At 36.5% G+C, this 16,495-nt stretch carries 16 protein-coding genes; 14 read left to right on the forward strand and 2 right to left on the reverse strand.

The annotated features are described in order from the left end of the window. Positions 1 to 194 precede the first annotated feature (194 nt). The 9 genes from BG04_RS23560 to BG04_RS23595 all read left to right on the forward strand — a co-directional run bounded on the left by BG04_RS23560 (position 195) and on the right by BG04_RS23595 (position 10,309). Entirely contained in the window at positions 195 to 656 is a 462-nt protein-coding gene (locus tag BG04_RS23560; RefSeq protein ID WP_013083205.1) for a MarR family winged helix-turn-helix transcriptional regulator, read from the forward strand. After that, a complete protein-coding gene (locus tag BG04_RS23565) occupies positions 653 to 3,322 on the forward strand; it encodes an MMPL family transporter (protein WP_034651997.1) in 2,670 nt (889 codons plus the stop codon). Before BG04_RS23560 ends, BG04_RS23565 begins: the two co-directional genes overlap by 4 nt. Before the next feature lie 262 nt (positions 3,323 to 3,584). Further along, the gene (locus tag BG04_RS31115) at positions 3,585 to 3,749 is read left to right on the forward strand and encodes a hypothetical protein (RefSeq protein ID WP_016764155.1); all 165 of its coding nucleotides are present in this window, start codon (positions 3,585 to 3,587) and stop codon (positions 3,747 to 3,749) included. Between the two features lie 301 nt (positions 3,750 to 4,050). Then, complete coding sequence (locus tag BG04_RS23570) at positions 4,051 to 5,199, forward strand: ABC transporter ATP-binding protein (protein ID WP_034651995.1); 1,149 nt, start codon at positions 4,051 to 4,053, stop codon at positions 5,197 to 5,199. Between the two features lie 79 nt (positions 5,200 to 5,278). Further along, positions 5,279 to 6,265 (forward strand): SIS domain-containing protein, encoded by a 987-nt coding sequence (locus tag BG04_RS23575; RefSeq protein ID WP_034651993.1) that lies wholly within the window; start codon positions 5,279 to 5,281, stop codon positions 6,263 to 6,265. 118 nt (positions 6,266 to 6,383) lie between these two features. Next, positions 6,384 to 7,670: an ABC transporter substrate-binding protein gene (locus BG04_RS23580; RefSeq protein WP_034651990.1), complete on the forward strand. Its 1,287-nt coding sequence runs from the start codon at positions 6,384 to 6,386 to the stop codon at positions 7,668 to 7,670. Between the two features lie 15 nt (positions 7,671 to 7,685). Beyond that, complete coding sequence (locus BG04_RS23585; RefSeq protein WP_016764157.1) at positions 7,686 to 8,567, forward strand: carbohydrate ABC transporter permease; 882 nt, start codon at positions 7,686 to 7,688, stop codon at positions 8,565 to 8,567. Further along, positions 8,567 to 9,451, forward strand: coding sequence for a carbohydrate ABC transporter permease (locus BG04_RS23590; RefSeq protein WP_016764158.1), 885 nt, complete (start codon positions 8,567 to 8,569; stop codon positions 9,449 to 9,451). The genes BG04_RS23585 and BG04_RS23590 overlap by 1 nt, the downstream gene beginning before the upstream one ends. 15 nt (positions 9,452 to 9,466) lie before the next feature. Further along, complete coding sequence (locus BG04_RS23595) at positions 9,467 to 10,309, forward strand: fructoselysine 6-kinase (protein WP_016764159.1); 843 nt, start codon at positions 9,467 to 9,469, stop codon at positions 10,307 to 10,309. 41 nt (positions 10,310 to 10,350) lie between these two features. On the opposite strand, the gene BG04_RS23600 is transcribed toward BG04_RS23595, so the two are convergent. Beyond that, a complete protein-coding gene (locus tag BG04_RS23600) occupies positions 10,351 to 11,082 on the reverse strand; it encodes a GntR family transcriptional regulator (RefSeq protein ID WP_016764160.1) in 732 nt (243 codons plus the stop codon). Between the two features lie 290 nt (positions 11,083 to 11,372). Here BG04_RS23600 and BG04_RS23605 point away from each other — a divergent pair, with 290 nt between their 5' ends. The 4 genes from BG04_RS23605 (at position 11,373) to BG04_RS23620 (ending at position 14,310) form a co-directional block, all read left to right on the forward strand. Next, positions 11,373 to 12,392 (forward strand): STAS domain-containing protein, encoded by a 1,020-nt coding sequence (locus tag BG04_RS23605; RefSeq protein ID WP_016764161.1) that lies wholly within the window; start codon positions 11,373 to 11,375, stop codon positions 12,390 to 12,392. A 189-nt stretch (positions 12,393 to 12,581) separates the two neighbouring features. Further along, the gene (locus BG04_RS23610; RefSeq protein ID WP_016764162.1) at positions 12,582 to 13,010 is read left to right on the forward strand and encodes an SRPBCC family protein; all 429 of its coding nucleotides are present in this window, start codon (positions 12,582 to 12,584) and stop codon (positions 13,008 to 13,010) included. Continuing rightward, entirely contained in the window at positions 13,011 to 13,346 is a 336-nt protein-coding gene (locus BG04_RS23615) for an ArsR/SmtB family transcription factor (RefSeq protein ID WP_016764163.1), read from the forward strand. A 184-nt stretch (positions 13,347 to 13,530) separates the two neighbouring features. After that, a complete protein-coding gene (locus BG04_RS23620; RefSeq protein WP_034651985.1) occupies positions 13,531 to 14,310 on the forward strand; it encodes an MBL fold metallo-hydrolase in 780 nt (259 codons plus the stop codon). Between the two features lie 76 nt (positions 14,311 to 14,386). Here the strand turns inward: BG04_RS23620 and BG04_RS23625 are convergent, their stop codons facing one another. Continuing rightward, complete coding sequence (locus BG04_RS23625) at positions 14,387 to 15,190, reverse strand: alpha/beta fold hydrolase (protein WP_172556171.1); 804 nt, start codon at positions 15,188 to 15,190, stop codon at positions 14,387 to 14,389. A 334-nt stretch (positions 15,191 to 15,524) separates the two neighbouring features. On the opposite strand from BG04_RS23625, the gene trhO reads away from it, so the two are divergent. Further along, complete coding sequence (trhO, locus tag BG04_RS23630; protein WP_016764165.1) at positions 15,525 to 16,493, forward strand: oxygen-dependent tRNA uridine(34) hydroxylase TrhO; 969 nt, start codon at positions 15,525 to 15,527, stop codon at positions 16,491 to 16,493. The last annotated feature ends 2 nt before the right edge of the window (positions 16,494 to 16,495 follow it).

Raw genomic sequence — 16,495 nt, forward strand, 5'->3', positions numbered from 1 at the left:
ATACTTAAGTGATGGAGCTTTGACAACCAAAAAAGCTGATGTAAGCGGTATCTTTCGGGATTTCTATTTATCTTTATCATATATGAAGACAGTCAGACATAAATTTATTGACAGAATAAAGTTTAGTCCTATAAACTATTTTTAAAGTTGAATAGTTTATACCTATAAACTAAATGAGTAAAGGAGGGAAAGAAGTGACGAAAAGCAAGTTATATCAAGCTGTAGAACTTTTTGAAGAAGTGCTGTTTGTAGGAACAGAAGTAATTCACAGAGAGCTTAGCCATAACCTCTTCGAACATGTCTCTAGGCAGCAGTTTGATTTGTTAAATAGTTTAATGATTAAAGGTCCATCTTCACCAGGCAGTCTTGCTGTCTTGCAAGGTGTTCATAAAAGTGCCATTTCGAATCGAATTAAAAAACTGCTCGAAAAAGGGCTTGTGGAGTGGGACACTAACGAACTAGAGAGCGATAAACGTTCTAAGCTTATTAAGATTACGGCTGAAGGAGAAAAGGTAATAAATGACGGAAATGCCGCGTGTTTTAGTATCATTGAGAATTTGTTTGATGATGTAGAAGAAGAAAAAATAGATACATTTATTGAAATTCTTACAATGGCAAAAGAAAAGTTAACTATAAAAGGGGAAAGCAAAAAATGAAATTTATTGTGAAATTTAAGTGGGTGATTGCGGCCTTTATTTTAGCTTTAACGGTTATATTGATGCTAACGTCACCAAATTTAACAAAGCTCGCAAGTGAAAAAGGACAGTCTCAGCTTCCCGACGATGCCGTTTCATCTAGAGCCAGCCAAATTCTAAAAAATGCTGGAGAAGATAGTAATACCATTAGCATGGTTATCAAGTTAGATAACGCATTAGATAAAGATAGTGAGAAACAAATACAGAAAATCATTGATAAGACAGAGAAAATTAAAGGTGTAAAAGATGTCACAACGCCTTTAACAGATGATCAAGATGTTCGTAATCAATTAATGTCTAAAGACAAAAAAACCGTTTTAGTTCCGGTTACTGTCAGTGGATCGGATGAAAAAGTTGAAAAAATAGCGAATCAGATTTATGATAGCGTGCCAAAAGACACTACGGCATATGTAACAGGTGCATCTCTTATTAATCAGGATTTTGCACACAGTTCAGAAGAAGGGTTAAAGAAAACCGAGTTTATTACTATCTTTTTGATTTTAGGTTTGCTTTTACTCGTTTTCCGTTCAGTCGTGACACCGTTTATTCCTATTTTAATTGTGGGAATCACATACTTAATCAGTCAATCGTTACTAGGGATTTTAGTTAAAAATGTCGATTTTCCAATCTCAACGTTCACGCAAACGTTCTTAGTAGCTATTTTGTTTGGAATTGGTACGGATTACTGCATTCTTTTACTTAACCGTTTCCGTGAAGAGTTGGCAAACGGACATGATAAAGCAGAGGCCACGATCACGGCTTATCGTACAGCAGGAAGAACGCTATTTATCAGCGGAATTGCCGTATTTATTGGGTTTGCAGCCATTGGATTTGCCAAGTTTGCCATTTTCCAGTCGGCTGTCGGGGTAGCAGTGGGCGTAGGTGTACTGCTAGTCATTTTATTTACTCTGCTTCCACTTTTTATGGTTACGCTTGGAGAAAAATTATTTTGGCCGTCTAAAAAAGTGGCTTCTCATAGCGATAATAAGCTGTGGGGCTTTTTAGGAAAAAAGGCGGTGGCGCGACCGTTCGTGTTTTTAGTCATTACAGCGATTATTACCGTGCCTTTTATTGTAACGTACGACTCAAAAGTATCGTTTGATTCTACTGCTGAAATAAGCAGTGAGTATAAATCTATAAAAGGACTAAATGCTATCAGTGATGCACTGGGAGAAGGAAAAGCGTTTCCTGTCAATGTTATTATTAAAGGAGATAAAGAGTTAACAAAGGCGGATGTTATTCCTTATTTAGGAAATATAAGCAAAGCAATTGAAAAAGTGGATCACGTGGATTCTGTTATGACTATCACACAGCCTACCGGAGAAAAGATTGATGATTTATATGTTAATTCACAGCTAGGCTCTGTATCAGACGGAATCAAAGATGCTGTTAAAGGAATCGGAGATGTACAAAAAGGATTAAGTGATGTTGAAAAAGGGCTAAATCAAATAGCTGACCAAACGGGTTCTGCTTCTAAAGAGAAATCTAGCGGGTCGCTTGCACCTGCTGCAGATGGATTAGCTCAAATTAATCAACAGCTGCAGCTCATCAGCACTCAGCTCTCTACAACAGGAAATGTGCAGCAAGCGGTTCCGCAGCTTGTTGCAATCAGTAAACAGCTTACTACCATTCAAACCGGTCTCCAACAAGCAAATAAGAATCTTTCAGCTCAGCAAGGTCAAGTTGGAACGTTATCAGACAGTATCAACCAGTTAGCAAAAGGCGTTAACAGTGCGAATGACGGACTGACGAAGATCTCAGATGGCTTAACAAAAGCAACAGATATGCTTGATAACATGAGTGACAGCTCAACAGTTAGAGATACGGGTATTTACCTTCCAGCAGAAGTGATGAAAGATAAAGGGTTTAAACAATCCATCGATAACTATTCTTTTGCAGATGGAAAAGGAGTTAAGCTCAGTGTAGTGCTCGATCAAAATCCATATTCTGAAGAAGCCATTTCAACCGTAAAAAATATTGAAAAAGCGGTGGCAAGCGAAGTCGTTGATACGCCGTTTGAGGATACAGAAATTGTGTACGGAGGGGTATCGAGCTCAAATGCGGATTTAAAAGATTTATCTACAACGGATCTTTCACGCACAATGGTTATTATGATGATTGGATTGTTTATTGTGCTGACCATTTTATTCCGTTCAATGATCATGCCTGTATACATGATTGCTTCACTGCTGCTTACGTATTATACAGCAATGGGGATCTCAGAGCTTCTATTCGTGGATATAATGGGGAATGACGGAATCAGCTGGGCTGTGCCATTCTTTAGTTTTGTTATTTTAGTTGCCCTTGGAATTGACTATTCTATTTTCTTGTTAGACCGTTTTAACGAAGAAGTAAAAAGCGGCGTAGCAGAAGGGATGGTTACGTCCATGAGTAAGATGGGATCGGTTATTATTACTGCTGCTATTATCTTAGCTGGAACGTTTGGGGCTATGATGCCATCGGGTGTATTAACACTTGTTCATGTAGCAACGGTTGTTATTATTGGTCTTTTACTTTATGGCCTTGTCATTCTTCCGCTTCTTATGCCAGCGATTGTCGTAACGCTTGGAGAAGGAAATTGGTGGCCGTTTCTTCCGAAAAAAGAAAAACACAAAGTAGAAGAATAATTTGTATATGATAGCTGTATCAAAAATTAGATATCTGTTAGGAAATAGTGATACGCCTGTATAGCATTAAACATTATATAGGGTGAAAATGAAGGATAGATGAGCGTCATAAGACTGCTCTATCTATCCTTTTTGTATGATTGGAAAACGTGAGTATAGTTTAAAAGCACAATCAAGCAGGTGCTGTTATAAATACACCTAGTCGAATAAAAGACCTACCATCAGGAAAACCTATAGTCAAAAACATGAGGGAGGTTTTTTTATGAAATTTGTAAATTTCTTAGCTAATCAGCGAGACAAACGACGGGAACAAATGCGCGAAGCAGGAACATGTCCAGATTGCTTAGGTAAACGATTCCACCATATTGGACTTTATTTTGTGCATGTTTATGAGTGTCCAAGCTGTCAAGGCAAAGAAGATATGTAATAAAATCTTCAGAAATAAGGCAAAGGCAGTCTTTATGCAGATTATGATGTGAAACCTTCTTATTTTAGAGAAGGTTTTTATTTTTTTGAAGGTGAACGGTTGCTTGTATGTTTTGTGTTAGCAACCTTTACATATTTATTTTCTGTCTAACTAGATTCGATTAGTATAGTTATTAAGTTACTTTAATGTCTCAAGTTAACAATTTAAATAAAAAGGAGGAAAGAATTAAGGATTAAGGAAAAAGAGACGCGTAACTTGCAATCATGTATCTCAAACTTTAAATATAAGGAGCTGAGGTGAGATGACAATGTTACATTTAGATAAAGTATATAAAATATATGATAAAAAAAATATCGCCGTAAATGATTTTAACCTTCAGATTGGAGAGAAAGAATTTGTTGTATTTGTTGGACCTTCAGGCTGTGGTAAATCTACTACGCTGCGAATGGTTGCAGGTCTAGAAACGATTTCAAAAGGTGATTTTTACATTGATGGAGATCATATGAACGAAGTAGCTCCAAAAGATCGTGACATTGCTATGGTCTTTCAAAATTATGCTCTTTACCCTCATATGACTGTTCGAGAAAATATGGCATTTGGTTTGAAGTTAAAAAAAATAAAGAAAGACGAAATTGATAGACGGGTAAATGAAGCAGCCAAAACATTAGGTCTAGAAACATATTTAGATAGAAAGCCAAAAGCTTTATCCGGAGGGCAGCGTCAGCGAGTTGCTTTAGGTCGTGCTATTGTTCGGGAAGCAAAAGTTTTCTTAATGGATGAACCATTATCTAATTTGGATGCGAAGCTGCGAGTACAGATGCGTGCTGAGATTATTAAACTGCATCAAAGGCTGCAAACAACAACAATCTATGTGACGCATGATCAAGTGGAAGCTATGACAATGGCTACTCGCCTAGTTGTTATGAAAGACGGGATTATTCAACAGATTGGAACTCCTCAAGATATTTATAGACATCCTAGGAATGTATTTGTAGGCAGTTTTATTGGATCGCCCGCAATGAATTTTTTTCGGGGGTATCTCCAAGGCACTTATTTTATAATGGGCGAAACTAAAATACAGCTTCCTGATTTTCTAATACACGCTTTACATTCTCAAGGTCATAATAAGAAAGAGGTCATAATGGGTGCGCGTCCTGAACACATTGTATATCATAAAGAGGATAGTAAGAGAGAGTTGAACAATGAGTTTTGCTTCACTACGACACTAGATATGATAGAGGTACTAGGTGCTGAAACAATTTTATATGCTAGTTTAGAAAAGCAAACGTTTGTGGCCCGAGTGCCTCTTTTATGTGAGTTTGAAGCAGGGGACAAAGGGGATTTTTCGTTGAATTTAACCTACGTGCATTTTTTTGATGGAGAAACAGAAGAGCGCATTTCTACAAATGTAGATAAAAAAGTTAAATATTCTGATAAATGTATTGACTAGTTAACGTTTGCAGTTTAATATAACAATATATAACATTACATAATGTTGTATATCATATTTTATTTGAGGAGTGGGGAAAATGAGCAGAACAGCAGTGAATGTAAAAAGTGATGTGCAAGCCGTATTAAACGAATTAAAAAGCAAGCAAATTCGTAATGTGTTTTTCGTCGCATGTGGAGGATCTTCTGCGATCATGTATCCAGCTAAGTATGTACTAGATCGAGAAGCTCAACATATTACATCCGATTTGTATAGCTCGAACGAATTTATCCACCGCAATCCGCAGCAGCTAGGAAAAGACTCCTTAGTTATTTTATGTTCTATGTCAGGAACAACTCCTGAGACTACAGAAGCAGCTAAGTTCGCTAAAAGCAAAGGCGCTTATGCTGTAGCCTTAACAAATGAACCTACTTCACCTTTAGCACACAGCGCAGATATTTTTATTAAGTATGAGTGGGGCAATGACATCGATGCTTTTGAAACAAACTTAGGCGTTTTATATCAGCTTGTATTTGGTCTCTTATACGTAGCAGAAAAAAATGATAAATTTGCAAAGTTAGTTACTAGCTTAGAAAATCTACAGTCTGTTTATGAAAAAGCTTTAGAATACGAAGCGAGCAACGCAAGAAAATTTGCTGAATCCCATAAGTCTGAACCGGTTATTTATACAATGGCCAGCGGCTCGAACTATGGAGCAGCCTATTCATTCAGCATCTGTATCTTGATGGAAATGCAGTGGATTCATTCTCACGCTATTCACGCTGGAGAGTATTTCCACGGTCCATTCGAAATTATTGATGAAAACGTACCGTTTATCATCCTAGCTGGACTAGATGAAACGAGACCTTTAGAAGAACGCGCCTTATCATTCTCTAAACGATATGGAAAGAAATTAACTGTTCTAGATGCAAAAGTATATGACTTCGAAGGAATTGATAAAGATGTGCAAGGGTATATCGCTCCTCTTGTATTAAATCGTGTACTGCGTCAGTATGCCGAAGAATTAGCCGAAGCACGCAATCATCCTTTAAGTAAAAGACGCTACATGTGGAAAGTAGAATATTAATAACAATCCCTAATAAAGATAGAAATCTGTATATTTTCCTTACGAGTTATACTATAATGTTATAAAACATTATAGTATAACTTATATATGAAAGCACTTACAATAAGGGGGTTTCTATATGAAAAAGACAAATTTAATCTTAGCCTCACTTTTAAGTTGTTCTTTAATGCTCGGGGGGTGTGCGGGAAAACAAACGTCTTCAGACTCAGACACAGGAAAGACAACGTTAACATTCTTTCACAGATGGCCAAAAGAACCTGAAAAAAGTTACTTTGAAGAAGTTGTAAAAGAATTTGAAAAACAGCACCCTGATATTGATATTAAAACAGAAGCGGTGTTAAACGATTCGTATAAAGACAAAATTAAAGTTATGACAGGTACTAATACCCCTCCTGATGTGTACTTTTCTTGGAGCGATGAGTTTGCTAGACAATTTGTCAGAGGAAACAAAGCCTTAGATTTAACCTCTTATTATAAGAAGGATTCAGCGTGGTCTTCCAAGCTTGTTCAGTCTCAAATTAAACCATATACCGTTAATAAGAAAATTTACGGTGTTCCTGTCACAATGGACGGGAAAATGTTTTTTTACAACAAAGATATCTTCGATAAATTAGGATTAAAAGCGCCTACAAACTGGAACGAGCTACTAAATGTTTTAAGCGTGTTAAAAAAGAAGCATTATACAGCTTTAGAATTTGGAAGCCAGGATACGTGGACCATTTCTCACTACGTAGGAACCTTAAATCAGCGCATGGTAAAGCCTGACGTTCTTTCAAAAGACTATAATTCAAAAACTGGGACATTCACGGATAAAGGCTATGTAAAAGCTCTAGAAAAATTAGAAGAATTAGTTCCTTACTTTAATAAAAATACAAATTCGATTGATCATGAATATGCAAGACAACAATTTTCAAATGGAAAAGCAGCTATGTTTTATGCTGAAACCGCTGAAATTAAGCTTTTCGGTCCAACGAAATTTAAGATTGGCATGTTTAATTTTCCTAAATTAGAGGATGGAAAAGGAAATGCTACTAATTTAACTGGATCACCTGAAGGGTTTATGATTTCTTCTAAAACAAAGCATCCAAAAGAAGCGATGGAATTTCTTGAATTTTTAACATCAAAACAAATGGGTGAAAAGCTAGTAAAAGAAGTAGGGAAATACAGTGCAGTAAATGATACAGCTAACAGCAGTAATTCAACACCGGAGCAATTAGAAGCAGTAGATAATATTTTAAAAGCCAAAGAGATGGCTCCATGGTTTGATATGGCAATCGATGCTCGAATTGCAGATGCTTATTTAACAGGGGCTCAGCTTATGCTAAATGGTGATAAAACACCTAAAGAAGTAATGAAAGATGTGCAAAAAGCTGCAGCGAGTGTTCGTGCTGAATCTAAAAAGTAAGGAAGTGAAAAAGCGATGTTAAAACGCAATAAGCTAACCCCTTATTTATATCTTCTTCCTGCTTTTGCTTTTTTACTACTTGTGTACATCCCTATTTTTCAGAATATTTGGGATAGTCTTTATGAGTGGAGCACATTTTCACCAGACAAAGTTTTTGTAGGAATAGATAATTATGTGCACTTATTTAAAGACCCTGTCTTTTATCAGGCACTCAAAAATAATATTCTTTATGCGGTCATTTCAATTATTTTTCAAGTAGGAGGCGGTCTAATTGTGGCTGCCGTTTTAGAAGATAAACTTATTCGAAGGTTTTCTCCTTTTTTTCGAACGGTTTATTTTTTACCAGTAGTGGTTTCGATGACCGTTATTGCCTTATTGTTTACTTTTTTTTACAATCCTGAAGTGGGGCTTTTAAATCAAATGCTCAAAATGATCGGATTAGACTCATTGGCAAAACCTTGGCTAGGAGATAGTAATACGGCTATTTATGCAGTTATTGCTGTATCTCAGTGGCAGTCTATCGGCTATATTGCCATGCTGTATATTGTAGCGATACAAAAAATCTCACCTGAATTGTATGAAGCAGCTGAAATAGACGGCGCTAATAAATTTAAAATGTTCTTTCATATTACTGTACCGCAAACAAAAGAAATGACATTTGTGGCTGTTATTTTAACGCTCACTGGTGCTTTTACAGTATTTAATGAACCTTATATTTTAACTGGAGGCGGACCGGGTACATCATCTGAAGTGCTAAGTACGTATTTATACAAAACAGCCTTTTCGAAAGATATGATGGGCTATGCTTCCTCAATTGCTACTGTCATTTTAATTATTACGCTGTTGATTTCTCTTATTCAAATGAAAGCATTTAAAACAGGAAAGGAAGACGCTTGATGCAGATGCCTAAAACAAATGTCACCTTACCTAATGTTGTCAATACAGCCACTAAAGAAAGAAAAAAGAAGAGGTACACAGGTGTAACGATAGTATATGTCGGATTGATTGTCTATTTTATCGTCATTGCGTATCCTTTGCTTTGGATGATTATAAGTTCTTTTAAAAGCACAGAGGAAATCTTTACTCACAGCTGGTCTATGCCGCATACTTGGCTAATTGAAAATTATGTGACAGCGTGGAAAAGTGGAATATCTTCTTACTTTTTAAACAGTGTGATCGTCACGGGCGCGTCTTGTTTTTTGACGGTCCTGGTCAGTGCGTTAGGAGCTTATGGACTATCACGCTTTGAGTTTCAAGGAAAAGCTTTTGTCCTCATTATATGTCTCGGAGGACTTATGCTTTCTCCTCAGGTAAGTTTAATCCCTTTGTATAGCATTATTCAAAAACTTGGAATCTATAATACACACTTGGCACTGATTCTCCCTTATGTTGCTTATCGAATTCCTTTAACCATTTTGTTAATTCGAGCTTATTTTCTTTCGATTCCAAAAGAACTGGAGGAAGCAGCTCGGTTAGATGGATGTACAAGCTTAGGGATTTTATTTCGAATTTTTATTCCAATGAGCACGCCCATTTTATTAACAACGACAATTTTGACAGCTTACTACACATGGAATGAATTTATGTTTGCCATTATCTTTATCGACGATGACAGTTTACGTACAATCCCAGCAGGATTAATGCAATTTAGAGACGCTTTGCAAACAGATTGGGGGGTATTACTAGCTGGACTGACCATTTCAGCAGCACCGATTGTTATGTTGTTTTTATTTATGCAAAAATATTTTATCCGTGGCATTGCTAACGGAAGTGTTAAATAATAGGAGGACAAGCAGATGAAACTAATTGGAGTAGGGGATAATGTAGTAGATTACTATAAAGATCAAGGAAAGATCTATCCAGGCGGCAACGCGCTAAATGTGGCCGTATTTTATAATAGATTGAGCAATCATCAGTCTTCCTATATGGGAATCGTGGGGAATGACGAATCGGCAGAGCATGTAGTAAATACTCTGCAGCAAGAAAAGATGGATATTAGCAGAGTAAGAAGAGCTGTAGGAGAGAATGGAATGGCGATTGTAACACTTGATGAACAAGGTGATCGAGTTTTTGTAGGATCAAATAAAGGGGGCGTTCAATCTAGGTTAAAACTAATGCTGAATGAATCGGATTTAACCTATATTCGCCAGCACGATCTTCTTCATACGAGCGTTTTTAGTCATTTAGAATCTGACCTTCCGTTGCTACATAAAATCATTGATATTTCCTTTGATTTTTCTACAAGATACGATGAGGAATATTTACAGCAAGTATGTCCATATATCAGCTATGCATTTTTCTCAGGAAGCAGCCTGCCAGAAGAAGAGTGTATGAATTTAATAAAGCGAGTACACCTGTTAGGAACCAGTGTCGTATGCGTGACAAGAGGAGAAGAGGGAGCTTTATTATCAGTCGAAAATCAGTTATTTAAACAGCCTATAATTCCTACAAATGTAGTGGATACGCTTGGGGCTGGAGATTCTTTTATAGCTGGTTTTCTTTCTTCTTATCTACCAGAAAAAAACATAGCCAAAGCCCTCCATAATGGATCATTGGTGGCATCACAAACTTGTCAGAATTACGGAGCATTTGGATATGGAAAAGAATATCATACAGACTGTGCGATAGTTTTAAAATGAATAAAATAGCGCCTTTGCTTTTAAAGCAAGGCGCTATTTTATTAAGAATTAGAACTGTCTATAGTGAACGTAACGCGATTCGCAGGGTAGTGTAGAAAAGATGAATGAATCGGTCTTTTTTGTGCATCATACGCCACTTTTTCCACTTTAAACAGCGGCTCTCCGACTTCACATTCTAAATGTTTTGCTTCATCCACGTTTGCAAATACCATGTTCAATAATTTTTTATTATGAACCGGAGTAATATTGTACTTATTTTTTATAGTATCGTACATTGAAACTGAATTATGGACGTGCTGATCTAAGTGTGGTAACAATTCTAAGGAGTAGTGAGAAATTTCTAAGGTAAGAGGCTGGTCGTCATAATACAGGATGCGCTGCAGTTCAAGGACTTCACTTTCTGGAGGGATTGATAACATCTTTGCCACATGAGCTTTTACAGGTTTTATACCAAAAGACAAAATTTTAGTCTGCGGTACTTTCCCTAATTCCGACATATACTCTGTATGCCCATTAACGGCAAACAGCTCTCTCTTAGCTTTTGGATATTGAACAAAGGTTCCTTTTCCTTGCTGACGTATCAGAAGGCCTTCTTCTACTAAATCTAATACGGCTTTTCTTACCGTAATCCGACTTACTCCGTATATATCGCACAAATCCGTTTCAATTGGAAGTTTTTCACCCGGAGTATAAACTCCTTTATTAATATCTTCTGTAATAGCCTGTTTTAACTGCATATATAAAGGCGTAGAGCTATGAGTATTTAGCTTCATCTTTTTCCTCCTCTTTCCTAAATACTTGCTTTTGAATATAATTATATTATAACGTAATGTGATGTTATATTACAATTTGCTTTTCTTCCTTTTTATCATGTATGTTTGATACAAAAGAAAGAAAAGTTGGCGAACTCAAAGTTCTATAGCATTCACCTTTCTTTTCTATTAATTGAAAACATGGGTAATGGTTAGACAAGCAATAGAAAATATGCAACAATTTTTATTACCAGCTTCTTCAACATAAGATAAAATAGAAGGTAAAAACTTTAATAAAAGGAGATTCCGCCATGGGTGAAAAAAAGAATATTGATATAGGTGGTCTTAGTTTTGCTTGGGATTTAGAAAAAGGCCAATTTAGCTTTGAGGGAGAAGATGCGATCCTTTTTTGGATTACTTCTGCGATGAAAACATTGTTTGACACAATCGAAGAAATATCTGGAGAAGAGGCAGCTTCTGTAGTACTGGAAACCACTGGTTTCCGACAGGGATTAGTAGTAGGAGAGTACTTTCAAAATATGAAAGGCGTAACGGTTTTTGAAGCGGCTGAGTTAATTACCAATACATACGCTTCGGCTGGATGGGGAAAAACTACTATCAAATATTTAAATCCTGAAAGTAAAACTCTATCTGCTGAATTAAAAGACAGTTGGGAACATAAAATTAACGTTGCGCAAAAGAAAACAAAGGGAGGAAATTTTCTTCCGGCCCATTATGCAGGGATTTTTACAGGACTATTTGGCACAAATATTTGGTACAAGGTGATTCAACATCAAATAGAAGGACATGAATGCACCACAGTAGAATACTTCCCTTCTAACATTGATATCACTCAAAATATTCATCAATTAGCGAGAAGAAAAGAAGCGCAGAAAATAGAACATTTGCAAAACATTGTAGCAGAAAAAACAGCAGAGTTAAAAGATCTTATTAAAAAGCTTTCTTCTCCTATTATTCCGGTTTTGGAAGGTATAGTCGTCGTTCCTTTGATTGGCAAATACGACGAGGATCGAACGGAAGATTTGATTGTCAATACATTAAATAACCTCCCAAAACACCAGGCTAATTATCTTGTGCTGGATTTAACCGGATTGGATAAAGAACTTACTGAATATACGGCAAGTCTTATTGAAAAATTAGGTGCAGCAGCGTCCCTGATTGGTACGAAAACAATTTTAGTAGGGATTTCTGCCGATTTAGGCTTAGTTATATCAAAGACCCATATTGATTTATCGAAATATGATTGTTTTCAAACATTGCAACACGGCATTCATTATGCATTGGCACAAAGCGGACGAAGCATCGTTTAAAATATATATTTGAAATATAACAAAATGCACTCATTCAGCATCATAACAAATCTCTTTATTAAAGAACGGAAATGAATTGAAGGATTTCATTTTTTAAAAGATGAATTGACATGAAACCAAAAGGTGTTATATTGTTTTTATATAAAACTTTTTGGTGTTATTTTTTTAAAAAGGAGAATGAAGATAACGATGAATGATAAAAGTGTAGTAGAAGATGTAAAACAGACGATAATATTTAACGCGCCGATTCAAAAAGTTTGGGATAAAGTAGCAAGCGCAGAAGGGCTCCAACAATGGTTCATGCCTAATGATTTTCAGCCTCAGGTAGGATATGAATTTCATTTGCAATCGCCTTTTGGCCCATCTCCGTGTAAAGTATTAGAAATAGATGCACCAAACTATCTTTCTTTCTCTTGGGATACGGATGGATGGGTCGTTTCGTTTACCTTAAAAGAAATGGGTAATCAAACTGAATTTACGCTTATTCATAGCGGGTGGAAAGAAGCTGAAACACTTCTTGAAAAAGCAAACGAAAAGAGTTCAGTGGTACGAGATAGAATGAGCTACGGGTGGATTAGTCTCGTAAATGAAAAACTTCGAAAGGTTGTTGAAAACTAAATGACTTCATCAGCTGCCAAGCATGATATCTTTCAAGCCATTGCTGATCCTACTCGAAGAAAAGTACTTGAGCTGCTTTCTGAAAAAGAATTGCCTATATCAGAAATAACGTCTCATTTTTCAATAAGCCGTACCGCTATTGTCAAGCATCTTCATATACTTTCAGAAGCAGACTTAGTCCATGGACAGAAAAAAGGCAGAGAAAAAGTGTATTGTCTTCAACCAGAGCCTTTAAAAGAAGTACAAGATTGGCTTTCTTACTACGAGCAATTTTGGACGAACAAATTATCTATTCTTCAGCATATTGTTGAAAGAGATGAAGAAAGAAATCAATAGAAAAAGCATAAAAACGTTTTTTATAGGGAATATAGCAAAGCCAGTCGTTAAAAAGACTGGCTGTTTTACATAAAAGCTGGTTTTATTCTAGAAGGACAAATAAAAGAACGATGCAGAACAACATAGGACATTTCTTGAAATAAAAAGATAGACCTTTAGAAGAAAAAAAGGGGGAGACAGAGCAATGAACAAGCTTTTATTTTATGGGACGAGCGATGCTCAAGGAGTGCCTCGATTATTATGTGACTGTAAAGTATGTACACAAAAAGATCAATTAAATCAGCGCACAAGGCCTAGTGCACAGTTTACAATGGACGGTAACGTGTTTTTGATTGACGTATCACCCGATTTTAAACATCAATTTCACTTATACAATAACAAAAAAATCCCTTCTACCGTTTTTATTACTCATCCTCACAATGACCATGTGGCTGGTTTAGGAGATTTAGCAGACTTATGCTATTGGAATAATGTAAATACAGAAGTCGTAGGAGCGCCTGAAGTCATCAGCGAGTTAACCGAAAGATTTCCTTATCTCGCAAAAAGAAAAGGGCTTACCTTTAAAGGAAGGTTAAAATGGGATAGTGGAGAAACAACCATTACGTTTCATAAAGTAAATCACGGATTTAACGGTCATTCCTACGGCATTGTGGTTCATCAAAAACAAGGCGAACGCTGGGCGTATGTATCCGATTCTTTTAATGTGACAAAAGAACAGTGGCAGCCCTTTTACCACTTAGATTTACTGATATTTGGTACATCTTTCTGGAAAGAATATCTTCAAAAAGAAAAAAGATCCGTATATGACGTGACAGAGGCAATGGAGATCAAAGCGAAGCTACAGGCCAAAAACATGGTATTTACTCATTTATCACATGATATTGATATCCAAAAGCACGCCGAGATGCTTTCAGATGAAAACGTAAGCTTTGCCTATGACGGACGCGAGATTTTATTACCCTAAAGCAATACATAAAGGCATAAAAGGTTTCATTTAAAGAAGCAGCGTAGCTAAAGTGCTGCTTCTTTAAGTTTGTAAATTAGATATGTTCGATAAAGTTGCTCACAACTTTGTTAAATCGATCGCTTTCTTCCAGAAAAGGGCAGTGGCAGCTGTTCTCAAAAACTTCAAGTACAGAACCTGAAACCAGCTTTTGAATATGTCTTCCAGCTGCTACCGGAATGAGCTTTTTTTCTTTTCCAAAGCACAGTAAGGTAGGGATTGCAATAAACGGGAGAAAATCTCGATAGTCCACAATGGATTGATCAAACAAAATAGCACTGGCTATCGACTCAGGCATTTTCGTTCCTTCTTTCATAATCCAATGTTTATCTTCTTCAGTTAATTCATCCTTAAACATAAGCGGAATAAAATTTTCTAATGTACTTGTTCGATCAAGCTGAATACCCTGCATGAGCGAAATAAGAGCAGGTAAATCAAATGCACCGATCGGAAAGTCGGGCCATTTAAAATCTGAAGCCATTTCATCTACAATAATATTTCCTTTTACATTTTCTTGACCAAATTGTTTCAAATATTCCCATACAACAAAAGCACCCATCGACCAGCCTACTAATATGACGTCTTTTAATTGATGAGTGGTTATAAACTCATGCACATCACGAGCATAAGTGGAAATTGTATGGCCGTATGGAGTATGACTTGAATTTCCATGTCCTCTTAAATCCAAAAGAATAGTTTGATACTGTTTTGAAAAAAAAGAAAGCTGGTTATGGAAAAAACGACTGCTCATCCAAACTCCGTGAATGAAAATAATAGGTGTTCCTTCCCCTTGTTGTTCATAGTACAAAGTTGCACCGTCTTTTAATGTATAAAAAGGCATTATTTTTGCCCCCAATCTCAAAGATTTATATCTCATCATGTATGCGCGGGCACATTCATGTAGAACGTATCGCGTCAATAAAATTTTTATTGAAGAACAAATCCTAGAAGTGGACGCTTTGATATGTTATACTATTACAGGCTTAAATACTGTATGTTTTTGAAACAATCATTCACTGTAATACTTTTTAGATAGAAGCATCCTCATAAAAAGGATGTTGTTTTTGTCGTAATGTACCTTTAAGTAATGAATTGTTACCATCAATTCGGTTCACAATAACCGACCTACATGCATTATATCTTGCAAATATAAACAGATAGGTGGAAGAAGCAACATGACTGAAAGAAAACCATATCAAGTACTACTATATTATTTGTACACTCCAATTGAAAATCCTGAAGAGTTCACAGCTGAGCACTTGGCATTTTGTAAAGAGCTTGAATTAAAAGGACGCATTTTAATTGCGGCTGAAGGGATCAATGGAACGGTATCAGGGACAGTTGAACAAACAGATAAATACATGGAAACGATGAAAAATGATCCTCGTTTTGAAGGTATTGTATTTAAAATAGACGAAGCAGATGAACATGCGTTCAAAAAAATGCACGTGCGTCACCGCAAAGAATTAGTAACTCTTCGATTAGAAGATGATGTGAATCCTCTTCGCGTAACGGGTAATTACTTAAGCCCAAAAGAATTTTATCAAGCGATGCAAGATGAGAATACGGTCGTAATTGATGCACGAAACGATTATGAATACGATTTAGGTCATTTCCGAGGAGCTGTTCGTCCGGATATTCGAAACTTCCGTGAGCTTCCTGAATGGATTCGCGACAACAAAGATCAGTTTGAAGATAAAAAAATCTTAACTTACTGCACAGGCGGTATTCGCTGTGAAAAATTCTCTGGATGGCTTCTTGAAGAAGGTTTCGAAGATGTAAGCCAGCTTCACGGAGGTATTGTAACATACGGAAAAGATCCTGAAGTACAAGGTGAACTATGGGACGGTCAGTGCTATGTATTTGATGAGCGCATCAGCGTACCAGTTAACCAAAAAGAGCATGTGATTGTCGGAAAAGACCACTTTACCGGCGAGCCTTGTGAACGTTATGTTAACTGTGCAAATCCAGAATGCAATAAGAAAATCTTAGCTTCTGAAGAAAATGAACACAAATATTTACGCGCTTGTTCACATGAATGCCGAGTGAGCCCTCGTAACCGCTATGTAAAAGAACACGGTTTAACAGAAGAAGAGTTTGCAGCACGTGTTAAAGAATTAGAAAAAGAACACGTAACTTTATAATA

Origin of the sequence: Priestia megaterium NBRC 15308 = ATCC 14581 (genome assembly GCF_000832985.1) — a bacterium.
Lineage (GTDB): Bacteria > Bacillota > Bacilli > Bacillales > Bacillaceae_H > Priestia > Priestia megaterium.